Annotated in this window: 10 protein-coding genes and 1 tRNA gene; 5 read left to right on the forward strand and 6 right to left on the reverse strand. The window is 67.6% G+C overall.

The window, feature by feature from the left end; translation table 11 throughout:
- Nucleotides 1–292: 292 nt before the first annotated feature.
- On the reverse strand, nt 293–2,107 hold the full coding sequence (locus tag ACWDOP_RS07690) for a DUF222 domain-containing protein (protein WP_456344415.1): 1,815 nt from the start codon (nt 2,105–2,107) through the stop codon (nt 293–295).
- A gap of 127 nt (nt 2,108–2,234) precedes the next feature.
- On the opposite strand from ACWDOP_RS07690, the gene ACWDOP_RS07695 reads away from it, so the two are divergent.
- The 3 genes from ACWDOP_RS07695 to ACWDOP_RS07705 all read left to right on the forward strand — a co-directional run bounded on the left by ACWDOP_RS07695 (nt 2,235) and on the right by ACWDOP_RS07705 (nt 3,071).
- A tRNA-Ala gene (locus ACWDOP_RS07695) sits at nt 2,235–2,307 on the forward strand.
- Nucleotides 2,308–2,400: 93 nt separating this feature from the next.
- Nucleotides 2,401–2,631 carry a ribbon-helix-helix domain-containing protein gene (locus ACWDOP_RS07700; RefSeq protein ID WP_456344416.1) on the forward strand — a complete coding sequence of 77 codons (231 nt, stop codon included), beginning with the start codon at nt 2,401–2,403 and terminating at the stop codon, nt 2,629–2,631.
- Nucleotides 2,628–3,071 carry a PIN domain-containing protein gene (locus ACWDOP_RS07705; protein WP_456344417.1) on the forward strand — a complete coding sequence of 148 codons (444 nt, stop codon included), beginning with the start codon at nt 2,628–2,630 and terminating at the stop codon, nt 3,069–3,071. The genes ACWDOP_RS07700 and ACWDOP_RS07705 overlap by 4 nt, the downstream gene beginning before the upstream one ends.
- 242 nt (nt 3,072–3,313) lie before the next feature.
- Here the strand turns inward: ACWDOP_RS07705 and ACWDOP_RS07710 are convergent, their stop codons facing one another.
- From ACWDOP_RS07710 to ACWDOP_RS07725, 4 genes are all read right to left on the reverse strand, one after another.
- Nucleotides 3,314–4,630, reverse strand: a complete 1,317-nt coding sequence (locus ACWDOP_RS07710; protein WP_456344418.1) for an MFS transporter — start codon at nt 4,628–4,630, stop codon at nt 3,314–3,316.
- A gap of 45 nt (nt 4,631–4,675) precedes the next feature.
- Complete coding sequence (locus tag ACWDOP_RS07715) at nt 4,676–5,920, reverse strand: FxsB family cyclophane-forming radical SAM/SPASM peptide maturase (RefSeq protein ID WP_456344419.1); 1,245 nt, start codon at nt 5,918–5,920, stop codon at nt 4,676–4,678.
- A gap of 107 nt (nt 5,921–6,027) precedes the next feature.
- A complete protein-coding gene (locus ACWDOP_RS07720) occupies nt 6,028–6,180 on the reverse strand; it encodes a hypothetical protein (protein ID WP_456344420.1) in 153 nt (50 codons plus the stop codon).
- A gap of 225 nt (nt 6,181–6,405) precedes the next feature.
- Nucleotides 6,406–7,515, reverse strand: a complete 1,110-nt coding sequence (locus ACWDOP_RS07725; RefSeq protein WP_456344421.1) for a tetratricopeptide repeat protein — start codon at nt 7,513–7,515, stop codon at nt 6,406–6,408.
- Between the two features lie 472 nt (nt 7,516–7,987).
- On the opposite strand from ACWDOP_RS07725, the gene ACWDOP_RS07730 reads away from it, so the two are divergent.
- Nucleotides 7,988–9,067, forward strand: a complete 1,080-nt coding sequence (locus ACWDOP_RS07730; protein WP_454201435.1) for an LLM class flavin-dependent oxidoreductase — start codon at nt 7,988–7,990, stop codon at nt 9,065–9,067.
- A gap of 107 nt (nt 9,068–9,174) precedes the next feature.
- Here the strand turns inward: ACWDOP_RS07730 and ACWDOP_RS07735 are convergent, their stop codons facing one another.
- Nucleotides 9,175–11,436: a CocE/NonD family hydrolase gene (locus ACWDOP_RS07735; protein ID WP_456344422.1), complete on the reverse strand. Its 2,262-nt coding sequence runs from the start codon at nt 11,434–11,436 to the stop codon at nt 9,175–9,177.
- Between the two features lie 322 nt (nt 11,437–11,758).
- Here ACWDOP_RS07735 and ACWDOP_RS07740 point away from each other — a divergent pair, with 322 nt between their 5' ends.
- Entirely contained in the window at nt 11,759–13,108 is a 1,350-nt protein-coding gene (locus ACWDOP_RS07740; protein WP_456344423.1) for an MFS transporter, read from the forward strand.
- Nucleotides 13,109–13,113: the final 5 nt, after the last annotated feature.

The raw sequence follows: 13,113 nt of genomic DNA on the forward strand, positions 1-13,113 counted from the left end.
ATGCGGCCCCGTGGTCTCGGGTTTCCGGAGTGCCGGGGACGTAGGCGGAGTGCGGTCCGTCCGGTGGGGCCACCGGACGGACCGCACCCCTGGCGGGAGCCGTCGGCCGTCCATCGCACCGAGGGTCGGGACAAACCTCGGGTCGACGTAGCCGATCGGCTCCTGGTTTCGGGGGAGCGGGATGACGGCTACCGGGCTACCGCCGGCGCGGTGGTGATTCGACGGGCGTGTGCGCGGTGGGCAGCCGCTCGTCGGCTGTCGCGGACGCTCTTGTCGCGATGGTCACCTGCGGTCAGTGCGTTCCGGTGCGGGCGGCCGGCTCGGGGATGTCGTTCTCCGGCGTGCAGCGGGACAGCTGGGCGTGGATCAGGGGGTGTGACTCCAGGGGATAGGCGAGGTCCACCGGGAACGGGCGGGGGATGGGGAGGTCGGTGTGGGGCAGGGCGCGGCGGAGGGCGCTCGGCCAGGTGGGCGCGTCGATGTCGGTGTGCGGGAACAGGTATCGGGCGCCCTCGCGGATGGTTTCGTGCGACTCGCCGCTCGGGTCGATCCAGCGCATGTGATCGGTGTCGGAGAGGTAGACGCGCCAGGGCTGTTTTCCGCTGTCCGCCAGCAGCTTCAGGCGGCAGTGGTGGCTGCACAGCACCGATCTCGCGGCGGGGTCGGATGGAACGGCGCGCAGTGCCCGGACCGGTTTGAACTGTGCGACAACTGTTTCGGCGGCGGGCATGGTGCAGCCGGGGAACCGGCAGTGTCCGTCCACGGCACGCACCTCGCGCGGCGGCGCGGCGGTGAAGGGGCGCAGCCGCACGCGCGGCACCAGGTTTCCCCGGTCGACCGAATACGCCACGACCGGTGGCGAATCCGCCGGCTCCGCGGGTGCCGGGTCGTCGATCCGGGCGGCGGGCGCGTGCGGGTTCAGGCGTTCGGGCCGGGACCAGTCGTCGAGCATCGGTCTCGCGCTCAGTCTTTCCCGGTTCGCCTTGGCCCAGAGCGCGGCCTCGGTCTGCGGCCGCCGCGAACTCGGATGCACCTGACCCGGCCGGGGAGCGGTGTCGTTCACGACCGGTCGTGGTTCCTCGATCTCGGCGCGCACCGCGACCACGTTGGTCGATTTGCGCTGCCGTGGAACGGAATCGGCTCGCGGTGGTGTGCTGCCCGCGTCTCCTGTCTGTTCTTCCGCCCCGGCCTGCTGTTCGTCCGGGAAGTACTCCGGAATCACCTGGAACCGAGCGTGTTCGGCGAGCGTGCGCGCCAGCGCCGGGTCGATCGGCCCATATCCGGAGAGGAACGCGGGATCGTCGCGCAGGCCGAGCAGCGTGTCCGCGGAGACACCGACCTGCACGAGCGGGCGTCGGGTGCTGACCGGCGCGGTGGCGGCCGGGCAGAGTTTGCCGCGCCCGCACCGGCAGCCGAGCTGGGTGCTGCCCTCGGCGAGCGCGACGAGCGCGTCGGACCGCCGCTGCGGCATGGTGCGCGGATCGTGGTCGCAGACCTGCAGCGCCATCTCGCGCAGCCGCATGGCGAGGGTCTGCGCGCCGGCCGCGGGTAGCAGCCCGTCGAACACCGCCATCCCGTCCTCGACGGCGCGGATCCGAATGTCGCGGTCCTCCTCGCGCGCTTCGCGGCGACGCCGCTCGCCGTCGGGGTCGAGCCGGATGAGCCAGCGCCGCGCGGTTTGTCGCAGCCGGGCCGGGTCCGAGCGGATGGCGGTGTCGATCAGCCGAGGTTCGAGCGCGTCGCGCACCTCGCGGGAGAGTCCGCGCATGCTCTCGACGATCACCTGCACCCGGGAGAGGTCGATGCGCCCGGCCGCGAAGGCGAGCTTGGTCTGCGGTAGCGAGTCGAGCGCGAGTCCGATGTCGATGAGCGCGGCGGCCACCCCTTCGGAGACCCGGACGGCGACGGCGATCTCGGCGGCCGCGAACTCCCCGGCCCGCGTGCCGCCCGGCCCGGGTTCGGCGTTCTCGGCCCGATGCCGTCGATACACCTCCCGCACCGCCGTGACCTCCGCCGCGTGCGCGAAAGCCGCCGCTCCGTGTGCCCGCCGCAGCGCATCGATCAGCTCTTCGTCGCCCATCGCCTCCACCTCTCTGCTGTCGAACATGTGTTCGAGGCTACCCCCGGAAGATCGTCATTGCCAGCCTTTACCCAGGCGATTTGGTTTGTCCGACACACCTCGTGTAACTTCGTTCAAGCAAGCGGGGCACGCCCCGCGAGCGAGAACTGAACACGGGGCTATGGCGCAGCTGGTAGCGCACCACACTGGCAGTGTGGGGGTCAGGGGTTCGAGTCCCCTTAGCTCCACTTCACTGCAGAGCCGCAGGTCATCGACCTGCGGCTCTGTTGTTTTCCGGTAACACGCGGCCCGGAAGATGCCCTACGTAGTACCCTACGTTTATGAAGGCCAAAACGAGCGTGTACCTGGATCCCGAGCAGGCTGCCCGTCTCAAAGAGGCTGCCGAAGCTGCCGGGCGATCGGAAGCCGATTTGATCCGTGAGGGGATCGAACTGGTCCTGCTGCGGTCGCATCGCGTCCGCCGCACCCGTCCGTGGCCGTCGTTCGATTCCGGCGATCCGGGGTTTGCCGCCAACAGTAAGGACTTGCTCGACGAGGCATACGGCGAGTGAGCTTCTTCATCGCCGACACCTCGGCAATCATCGCCGCGTACGACCGTGCCGCGGAACTGCACAAGCGAGCGCGCGAGTTCCTCTCCACTTCTGTTGCGGTTGTCTCTCCCTTGGTGCTGGACGAGGTCGATCATCTGCTCGTGGCACGGTTCGGAAAAGACCGCCGCACAGCCGATCTCGTACTCGATGACTTACTCACCTCGGCCGAGGAGGGCACGGTGCTCGTGCCGCAGGTGGACCGCGATGATCTCCGAGTCGCGCAGAAGATCATCGAGCAGTATCGCGGCCTCCGCTTGGACCTGGCCGACGCGGTCACAGTGGTCTTCGCCGAGCGGTACCTCACCAACGACATCCTGACATTGGATGAGAAGGATTTTCGTGCCGTGCGGCCGCTGACGCCCGCTCATCCGTCGTTCCGACTCTTGCTCCAGGGCGACTGAACCACCGATATCAAGGTCGGGTGCCCACCGCTCCGCTCGTGATGTCCCGGGCCGTCGACCGGCGTGCGCCGAGATAGCCGGGGGCATGGCGGGTGTGGCTGGTGCCGCCTCCGTAGAGCGATTCGGGGAAGGCGAACAGCATGCCCATCTCACGCAGTTTCTGTAGCCGGTCTCGGCCACGGCTCTGATCTGGTGCTGAGCGGCGCGGACGCGATAGTCGTGTTCGGCGTTCGGGGTGACGGCTATAGGTCGCTGAGCGGCTCTGAAGCGCATGGCGCTACTCCGCCGTTATCGGCCCCACGGCCGAATTCTGTCGTCCGCCCAGCCTTCGTGGTGTCTTGATTCGCCGAACGGAGCGCGGTCGGACGCGCAGACCGACTCACGTTCACGATGCCGGCCAGTCCGCACATCAGCGCGAACGAAATCCACCCCGTCGGAACAGGTCCCAACACTGACAGCAAGTAGCCGGCGGCGAGCGCGCCCAATGCCGCCGCGCCGTTGGTCATCAGTCCCATCGCCGCGATGGCTCGGCCGAATACTTCCTCAGGGATGACTTCGACTTGATAGATCGTCAACGCCACACTACCCGCCACGCCGACGCCACCGATGCCGCCCCAGCACAGTGCGAGTAGGAAGGGGTTGTCGCTCACTGCGATCGGGATGAGCAGCGCCGTCCACACCCACAACCCGTTGCGGTAGATCAGTGCGGCAGGGAAACGCGTGGTGATCCGGGCTGCTATCACAGCGCCGAGGATTCCGCCGACGCCTGCGGCGGCGAGCACGACGCCTGCGGTCCAAGCCGGACGTTCGTCATGGGTCAGTTCGAACAGGATCAGCAAAAGCACGATCTGAATGATCATGTTCGACAGTGCGGCGACCGTCGTCGTCAGACGCAGTAGCGGTTCATTCCATACGACGCGTAGGCCCGCGGCAATATCGCCTGCGCTCGGCCGCGCCCGGGGCGCCACCGGCGTCGAAGGCTGCTCGCGGCGGATCAACGATAGGGTGACCAGACAGTACAGATAGGAGGCCGCATCGACGGCGAACGGTAGCCAGCGCGCCAGTCCGTAGATCGCGCCGCCCGCGGCGCGCCCGACGAGCAAGGCGATCGGCTGTTCGGACTCGAGGAACGAAAAAGCTGCCGGGCGTTGTGATTCGGGCACGACATCACGCACCGCACCGACCTCGCAGACTTCGATGAAGACGTACACGGCGCCCTCGAGGAACGCGGCGACGATGATCATGTGGGCGAGCCCTTGTGGATCGGCGGCGACCGCCGCCGTCACCATGCATGCCGAGAGGAACCCGACCAGCTGGCAGATCCGGAGTACGCGGATCCGGTCGTAGTGGTCCGCCACCACACCGGCGGCGGTTTGGAAGATCAGATTCGGTGCAATGAGCGCGAATCCGGCCCAACCAGCGATGGTGGGGGAATGGGTGAGCTCCAGGACCAGCAACGGAATGGCAATTCGGGTCCCGTGAAATCCGATCAGCGACAACGCGTTTCCCGACCACAGTAGGACGAAGTTCCGATTGCTGCGCAGTCCGGGGTCAGTCATGGTCGAGCTCCTGTGAGGTCCGGAGAGCTGGCCGAGGGGGTGGTGTCAGGCGGGCGTGTGGCTTTCCGTGCCACTGATCGCCAGTGCGGCTTCGAAATCGGCGCGCACCCGCGCTTCGATGTGTGTGATGAGCTTGGTCAAGTCCGCGCAGTACACGGACGGGTTGCGGAAGCCGGCGCCTTCCCGATAGCGATGCACGTAATGCCCACCGCCGCAGATGGTGTGGATTGGGCAAGCGAGACAGGTATCGCTCAGCGCGGCGGCGCCGATCTGACGGGCCACGATCGACGGATCATGCAGCGCCGCATCGAATAGGTTGCCGCTGCCCCGAACCGGAATAAGCGCGGCGCCGTCGAACGCCGACTTCAGCTGGTCGACCTGTTCGAGTGAGCCATCGGTTTCTATGGTGGCCGTGCGGATCGGCCTGAGTCCGACGGATTCCGAACCCGCCTTGCCGCCAAGCAGCAACTCGATGATGTCACCGAACAACCGCACACTGGTTTCCCGTACCGGTGCGCCATACCATCGGTCGAAGACCGTGATCAGCCAGTCGGCATACGGCGTCTCGGCGGAGTCCGGTTTGCGTCCCGGCGGTGGCGTCGTCCAATTGCCATGGGGCAGAAGGAAATCCACTACAGGTGGCGAGAAGGGAAGCATGGCCTCGTAGGTCTGTACGGGGTCGTTCGTCACATCGACGGTGCACAGCAGCCCGGAGAACAGATGCCGCCGGTGCGGGGGCATCAGTTGCTCCAGTCCGGCAACGACACGGGCATAGCTACCGCGGCCGGCACGATCGAGCCGGTGCCGGTCGTGCTCCGGTTCTCCGCCGTCGAGGCTGACGCCGATCTTGACGTTCCACCGGTCGCAAATACGCAGAACACCGTCGTCGATCAAGACTCCATTCGTCTGAATTCCCAAGCCCACCTGAACAACCGGTTCCAGGATCTCCCGGGCGGTCCGTGCGAAGTACTCCAGATCGCTTGGTCCGACCAGCAGTGGCTCCCCGCCGTGGAAAACGAGGTCGAGCACCGGCAGTCCGAAGTGGACCGCGTGTTCCTTGATCATCCGGCAGGCGTCGAGGAAGATTTGCCGGCTCATCGCCTTCGGCTTGGATCGCCAACTCTGATCCGCCATCTCGTACATGTAGCAGTAGTCACAGGCCAGGTTGCAGCGGCCGTGGATCTTGACAACGAACTCGTGGAACGGCAATGGCCGCCACCCGCCGCTCTGTAGCGCGGAGAACTCCGATGACCAACCATGCCAAGGCAATTCACAAGGATGCTGCTCCATCAGTTCTGATCCTCTCGTTGTGATGCGCGGTCCCCTGGCACTCGGTGCGGCGAACCCGTGGACGGCTCCGCGCGTCAGCACGTCCACGGATCACGCACTTGTCCGGACTACTCGGCGGGGGCGATGAAGGAGTTGAAGTTGCCCCGTCGGCCGGCACGCGCTTCGTGCAGGTGTCGCTGCAGTGCCTCACGCAGGGCGGGTCCGGCGGCGCTCATCAATGCCTCCGAATTGCGGTTCGCGAGTTCGGGGAGATTACCCATGACGTATCTACCTTTCGAGATCTGTTCCTGATTCCCGGAACCGCGCAGCCCAGATCTACCGGCCACTTATCCGCGGCTATCGGTGCACAGGGAATTTGAGACTTCAACCGGTATGGAGGACATCCCGGTAGGCAAATCGTATTAGGTTCGGTGAAAACGTGTCCGCATCGTGCTTCCCAGCGTTGAGAACCTGCTCGTAGCAACCACTTTCGGCAGTGAGCCTTGTCAAATCGGAATGTCTGTGGCCCCACCGGGCTGTTCCGGTGCAAGACATAGGGCTGCCCGTGCCGTCGCGTAGGTTGTCATGGGCACGCCGAGTTCGACCGTGCGCAGGTATTCGTTTCGTGCCTCACGCTTTCGACCGGCGCCGAAAAGGAAGTCCGCCAGCCGGACACATCCCTTCGGGTCCAGTGGATCGTGATCGGCGAGGCGGCGATAATAGTGCTCAGCCGACTCCAGGTCACCAGCGTCCCGGGCCGCACGGCCACGCGTCTCCAGCAGCGGATGCAGATTCTCCAGGGCAGGCAGCGAATTCGGGTTGCACGCCTCGTCACAGGCCTGGACTGCGGCCTCCTCGGCCATGTCCAGCATCCGTCTGACACTGTCGTGATCGCCCTTGAGATACGGCACGAAGCTGACCCCGCGCCAGTAGCAGCTCTGTAACAGCAAACCCTCACCCTCGACCGGAATGGACCCGAACAGCGACTCCGCGACTGTCGCCCAGTGCTCGACGTCGGCGAGCTGCCCACCCGAGAGCGCATAGCGGACAACCAGGTTCACTGCCGCTCCGAGGCGCATAGCGTCCGGTAAGTGCTCGTCCAGCGCAGTACGAGCAGTGAAGTCGCGCACTCCCGTGGCGGCGTCGCGATCGCCAGGATTGAGCTGCAGAAGCGCGGCGTCCCGCCTGTATGCCAGTGCTCGCGTCTCGTACCCCGAAGCATCGCGATTTCCGGGCGCGACGAGGGCAACGATCAACCCCCAGAATGCCAGCTTCGCGAGGACCTTCACCACCCGCAGTTGCTGGCGAGTAGACAGACCATCCCAGTTCTCCACCTGCTCACAAAGGAACTCCCATTGTGGTGACCGCCGCCCCGGCGCCAGTTCTCTCGGATCGTTCAAGAACGGAATCTCCGGAGCTTCCAGCGAGATCAGCACCCGCAGCAAGGTGGGCGAGGCGACCTGATGGAACGGCAGCGGTTCGTCGGCCAGCAGCTTTGCCCCAAGGTCGGCCGCTACTCGTGCATGGATCGGACCGGCATCGCTACACAGATCGGAATAGGCAGCAAGTCTCGAGGATCGAGTATTGCTGTTGGCGAGGCCGTTGGGAGGATTCATCGTCGAATTATGCGGGCGCAATCCCGCGCCTTCGTACGCTGTTGCTCTCTGCCGTGGGAATTCGCCAGGATGATGTGCAGTCTTACGGCTTGGACGGCATAGACGCCCGCTCATCCGTCGTTCCGACTCTTGCTCCAGGGCGACTGAACCACCGATATCCAGGCCGGGTGCCCACCGCTCCGCTCGTGATGTCCCGGGTCGTCGACCGGCGTGTCACTCTTCCCATTTGATCGGTACGGGAGGTCCCGTGGTCAGCTTGTCGCCACGAATCCGCAAGACGTTGTGGTCATCAGTACCGCCGCGACCACCAGTGACCTGAGTGCCGTACCCGTCATGGTTCCCCCATCGTTCGTCGTGCCGCGCAATTCGGATCAGCTCCGCCGTAACCCTTCGGGACCCACGCCCCGCGTGGAACCCTGTAGGGCTGCGGCCGGAACGAGTTTCGCCGGCCGGTCACGAAGGAGTTTGGCGTATGGGTGATCCGCACTTCCATTGGTATCTACCGACTTCGGGGGACGGGCGGGAAGTGATCGGGGCTTTGCAGTCGGCGGGGGTGATCGGGACCGCCTCGGCGCACCGGGCGCCGAGCCTGGACTATCTGGCGCTGGTGGCCAAGACCGCGGAGCAGCTGGGGTTCGAGGCGGTGCTGACGCCTACGGGCACGTGGTGCGCGGACGCCTGGATCGCCACGGCCGCCTTGATTCCGGAGACCTCGCGGTTGAAGTTCTTGGTCGCGTTCCGGCCGGGGTTGATCACGCCTACGCTCGCCGCGCAGCAGGCCGCGACCTTCGCCCAGCTGTCGGGCGGGCGGATCGCGCTGAACGTGGTGACCGGTGGTGACGCGGAGGAGCAGGCCCGGTTCGGGGACTACCTGTCCAAGGAAGAGCGGTACGCCCGCACGGACGAGTTCCTGCAGGTCATCCGTAAGGCGTGGACCGGGCAGCCGAGCGACTTCAAGGGCGAGTACTACGACGTGACCGGCGCCATGGTGCTGCCCGCGCCGTCGCCGGTGCCGGAGGTCTTCTTCGGCGGGGCGAGTGACGCGGCGCGTGAGGTTGCCGCCAAGAACGTCGACACCTATCTGACGTGGACCGAGCCTCCCGCCGCCGTCGGCGCGTTGATCGAGGACGTGCGTGCCCGGGCCGAGAAGCACGGCCGGACACTGACTTTCGGTATCCGGGCGCACGTCATCACCCGCGACACCCGCGAGCAGGCCTGGGCCGAGGCGCGAAATCTGCTGTCCCGCATGGACCCGGTCATCATCGACCTCGCGCGGGCGCGCCTGCAGCAGGGCGAGTCGGAAGGGCAGCGTCGCCAGCTCGAACTGAACGCCGACCGCGACAGCCTCGAGGTGTACCCCGGACTGTGGGCCGGTTACGGCCTGGTGCGCCCGGGCGCGGGCACGGCCCTGGTCGGCAGCCACTCCGAGGTCGCCGACCTCATCGAGCAGTACCGCGCCGTCGGCGTCGACCACTTCATCCTCTCGGGGCAGCCGCACATCGAGGAGGCGTACTGGTTCGGCGAAGGTGTACTGCCGCTGGTCAAGAAGTAACCGGCCCGGCGGCTTTCGCCGACAGCGCGTCGAGGGTGCTGTATCGGACCGGCGCCGGTTCCTTCCGCCGGTCGAAAGCAATACCGGCGGAAGGACTTCCGCGGCGATCAGCCGCCGTTGAACGCGGGCACGTACGCCCGGCACGGCTGACCGCGCAGCCCGGCGCAGTCGGCGGGCAGCGGCGCTCCCGCGACGGCCCCCGGGATCACCGGCAGCACCAGGGACGACCCGCCCGCCCCCAGCAGAATCGTGTCCACGACGAGCCCATCCGTCGCGGGTGTATCGAACCGCCACGACGTACGATCCCCGCCGGGTGCGGTGAGAGTGACGCGAATTCGAGAGCCCGCGCGGAACGCGTGCGCCAGCGGATCGATCGAGATCCGCGCCTCGCTGAAGCCCGACGCCAGGTCGGTGGGATCACGGAACGACCGAACCGGTTGCAGCTCCGTCGCATTCGCGTCGACGGCCCGGAAGGACGATCGCAGGTAGCCGCTGGCCACGTACGTCTCCCGGCCGTCCGGCCGGACCTCGGTGACCGTCGCCTGCAGATCGGTCACCGGCGCGGTACTCGACAACCGCAGATCCAAACTGGCGGGCCCGGCGGTCACCACGTCCCGGTCCAGCACCGGCGAGGTGAATCCGACCCCGGCCTCACCCGGTAGCGGCGCCCAGTTGTACGGCGGAATCGGCTGCCAGGGAATGTCGGACGGCCCGACCACATCGAGCGTTCCGGCCGGCCGGGCAGCCGGGTCGGGCCGGAAGTCGAGACTCCCCGCGGCCCCGGGGGTGGTCGACAGCACGCCGCCGTCCCTCAGATGCCATGTGGCTGGCGATATCTGCGCCGACGGCCACCCATCCAGCCCCAGCGACCACGGCGCGGCGAGACCACCCACCCCCGCCGCACCCGCGCCGTTGTCGTAGAAGACCTCGACCCGCGGCGAGTTCGCGAACGCCGCCCTGGCCGCCGCCACCGACGACGCACCCGAGAGCCGCGCGCTGTCGACCCGGATCGCCGGCGACCGGGTGATGGCCGCGTACATCACGGTGCTGAGCGTTTCCAGCGCCGGTGACGGCGGTGGAACCCGATCCGCCACGAAGATGTTGAGGAACTCCCACCATTGACTCAGGATCTGCGGCCCGAGCGAGTCGAAGTGCGCGCCGTTGATGATTCGCACCCACACATCGGGATTCGCGTCGAACCTGTCGATGATCCGGGTCCATTGCGGCCCGACCTGCTCGTCCTGCAGCGCACCCGTCAGCAGCACCGGCACCCGCACCTTCGGAGCCCACGTCGAGGGTGACCGGTGGTCGAACACGTCCGGATTGCGTTCGGGATTGTCGGCGACCAGCTGCCGCAGACTCGGAGTCTGCAGTCGCAGCGACTGATTCGCCGCGCACGCGGTGTCGCCCCGCTGAATCAGCTGCCGCACATAGGGTTGCCCGCCGTCCGGCCCCGGCCCGGCATCGGATTGCCGTTCGGTGAGCCAGGTGTCGGCGAAACCGGTATTGAAGATCCCGCCGGGAAATCCGGTGGAGTGCAGATCATCGGTGAGACTCATCGGCGCGATGGCGGCCAGGCTCGGCGGCTCGGTCCCGGCGACGGCGATCTGCGAGATCCCCGAGTACGAGATGCCGACCAGGCCGACCTTGTGCCCGGCGACCCAGGGCTGGGCGGCAACGGTTTCCACCGTGTCGTACCCGTCGTAGACGGTCGGATAGTCGAACAGATCGTAGGCGCCGCCGGAGCAGCCACTGCCGCGCATCTGCACGCTCACCGACGCGAAGCCGATATCGGGTGCGAGTTCGGCGCCCAGCACCAGTCCGTTCGCCGGCGCCAGCGGATCGCGGGCCTTGAGCAGTCCGGTGGCCGCGCCGAGCACCAGCGGATTCGGCGCGGCGGTCTGATACCCGGAGTACTCGATCACCGTGGGAAAAGGCCCGTCCGCCAGCGTCTTCCCGAACGGCAGACGCACGAACGCCGCCAGCGTGATGCCGTCCCGCATGCGCACGTAGTTCATGCCGGGCAGCAGCCGCTGCTCGTCGTAGTGCGACTGCGGCGGGGCGGTACCGTCCAGCACCCGAAATTCGTTGCCGCTGTGCCCATCGACCCGGAACCGGTAATCCGCACCCGGCCGCAGATCGCGCACCAGATACGAGCCGAGCCGATCGACGCTGCCGCGCCCCACGATCCGCGCGTCGCCGTCGAGCAGTTCCACCCGTGCCCCGGGCGTCGCTCCTTCGAGGTACGCCGCGGTCACCGACCCGCGACCGGTTCCGATGTCGGGTGCCGCCTGTGCCGCGGGCGCGGCGCCCAGCGCGGCGAGGACGAGCGCGAGCAATGGTGCGATCAGGCGTCGGTGTGGGGACACCGTGCACACGATATTAGTCAACTGACCAGGAAACGCCGGTTCTCGTCATCGCGGTTCTTATCCGCTGGGCCCGATCGAGTTTCACTCGACGCGACAGGAGAAGCGATCACGCTGAGTCAATATCGCTGTCATCGGGAGGGGCCGGCATAGAGTTCGGCGCCGGCCGGCGCCACTCGGGCGACCGGCGTTCGCGGGTGGGAGTGGACGATGACCGAGCAGCCGACCGCCGGCCCGGATATTCTCCTGTCGCACAGCATGTTCGGCTCGTCCGGTCGCGGCGTTCCGGGGCATGGTGCTGCCGAATGTGTTCCGGGAGGCCATCATGTCGCTCGATAGCCCGCCCGGCCGGGCGGAGTCCCTGACCCGCCGCAGGCTGACGACCTACGGTGTCGGCTCGGTCGGCACCGCGGTGTTCGCGACCGTTCCCGGCCTGCTGCTGCTCTACTACCTGACCGACGTGCTGGGTGTCGCCGCGGGCGTGGCCGGGCTCGTGGTCGCGCTGCCCAAACTCTGGGACGTCGTCCTCAATCCCATCGTGGGCGCGGCCAGCGATCGCGAAGCCGTGCGCACCGGCCGCCGGACGGTGCTGCTGCTGTGGGGCGCGGTATCGCTGCCCGTGCTGTTCGCGGCGATGTTCCTCTCGCCGTTCACGGGCGCCGCCGGTGCGGCGTGGGTGGCGGTGGTGTTCGTGCTCGCCTCCAGTTCCTATGCGCTGTTCCAGGTTCCGTACGTGGGGTTGCCCGCGGAGATGGCCTCGGACGCGGCGGGCCGGACGAGCGTGACCGCGCGCCGCGTCATCTACCTGACGATCGGCATTCTGCTGGGCGGTGGGATCGCACCGGTGCTCGCGGCCACCGCCGGTGGCGGCCGCGCCGGGTACCTGCTGATGGGCGTCGTGGTCGGCGCGCTGATGCTGGGTGCGCTGCTCACCGCCGCGCTGGGCACGCGCTGGGTGCGATCGAGTCCGGGGCACTCGCTCGGGCTGATCGCGGCGGTGCGCGCGGCCCGGGGCAACCGGGCCTTCTTCGCGCTGCTGACCGTGTACATCATCCAGGCCGTCGCGGTCGCGGTCATGCTGGCTGCGGCGCCCTATATCGCCACGTACTGGCTCGGCGGTCACGGCATGACCTCGGTCCTGTTCGTCTGCCTGGTCGCGCCGAGCGCGCTGGCCATCCCGGTCTGGGAGCGGCTCGCGCGCCGGTACGGCAGGCTTCGCTGCTATCTCGTCGCGACGGTGGGCTACGCGGCGGGCGCGGCCCTGCTGCTGCCGGGTGTCGCCCTCGGCGGCTCGATTCCGGCGCTGATCCTGATCGCGCTGCTCGGAATCTGCTATGCGGCACTGCAATTGCTGTCGCTGGCGCTGCTGCCCGATACCGTGCTCGCGGACGCCGACCGCACCGGTCAGACGCAGGCGGGGACGTTCACCGGCCTGTGGACCGCGGGGGAGACCGCCGGCATGGCCGTCGGCCCGGCGCTCTTCTCGGTGGCGCTCGCCGTCTCCGGGTACGCCGCGACCACCTGGGATGCCCCGGTGGCGCAGTCGGACGGCGCGAAACTGGGCATGCTCCTGGGTTTCACCGCCGCCCCCGCTCTCCTCATGCTCGTCTCGATCCCCGCCCTGCGCGCCTTCGGCCGCGCGCGCACGCCCGCCGCGAGATCGCGCAACACGTAGGTTCG

The sequence above is a fragment of the Nocardia sp. NPDC003693 genome (genome assembly GCF_053981095.1).

Coding starts and splice junctions, on each gene's coding strand:
- ACWDOP_RS07710 (WP_456344418.1), bottom strand. CDS start 4,630: ATGACTGACCCCGGACTGCGCAGCAATCGGAACTTCGTCCTACTGTGG.
- ACWDOP_RS07720 (WP_456344420.1), bottom strand. CDS start 6,180: ATGGGTAATCTCCCCGAACTCGCGAACCGCAATTCGGAGGCATTGATG.
- ACWDOP_RS07700 (WP_456344416.1), top strand. CDS start 2,401: ATGAAGGCCAAAACGAGCGTGTACCTGGATCCCGAGCAGGCTGCCCGT.
- ACWDOP_RS07730 (WP_454201435.1), top strand. CDS start 7,988: ATGGGTGATCCGCACTTCCATTGGTATCTACCGACTTCGGGGGACGGG.
- ACWDOP_RS07690 (WP_456344415.1), bottom strand. CDS start 2,107: ATGTTCGACAGCAGAGAGGTGGAGGCGATGGGCGACGAAGAGCTGATC.
- ACWDOP_RS07715 (WP_456344419.1), bottom strand. CDS start 5,920: ATGGAGCAGCATCCTTGTGAATTGCCTTGGCATGGTTGGTCATCGGAG.
- ACWDOP_RS07725 (WP_456344421.1), bottom strand. CDS start 7,515: ATGAATCCTCCCAACGGCCTCGCCAACAGCAATACTCGATCCTCGAGA.
- ACWDOP_RS07740 (WP_456344423.1), top strand. CDS start 11,759: ATGTCGCTCGATAGCCCGCCCGGCCGGGCGGAGTCCCTGACCCGCCGC.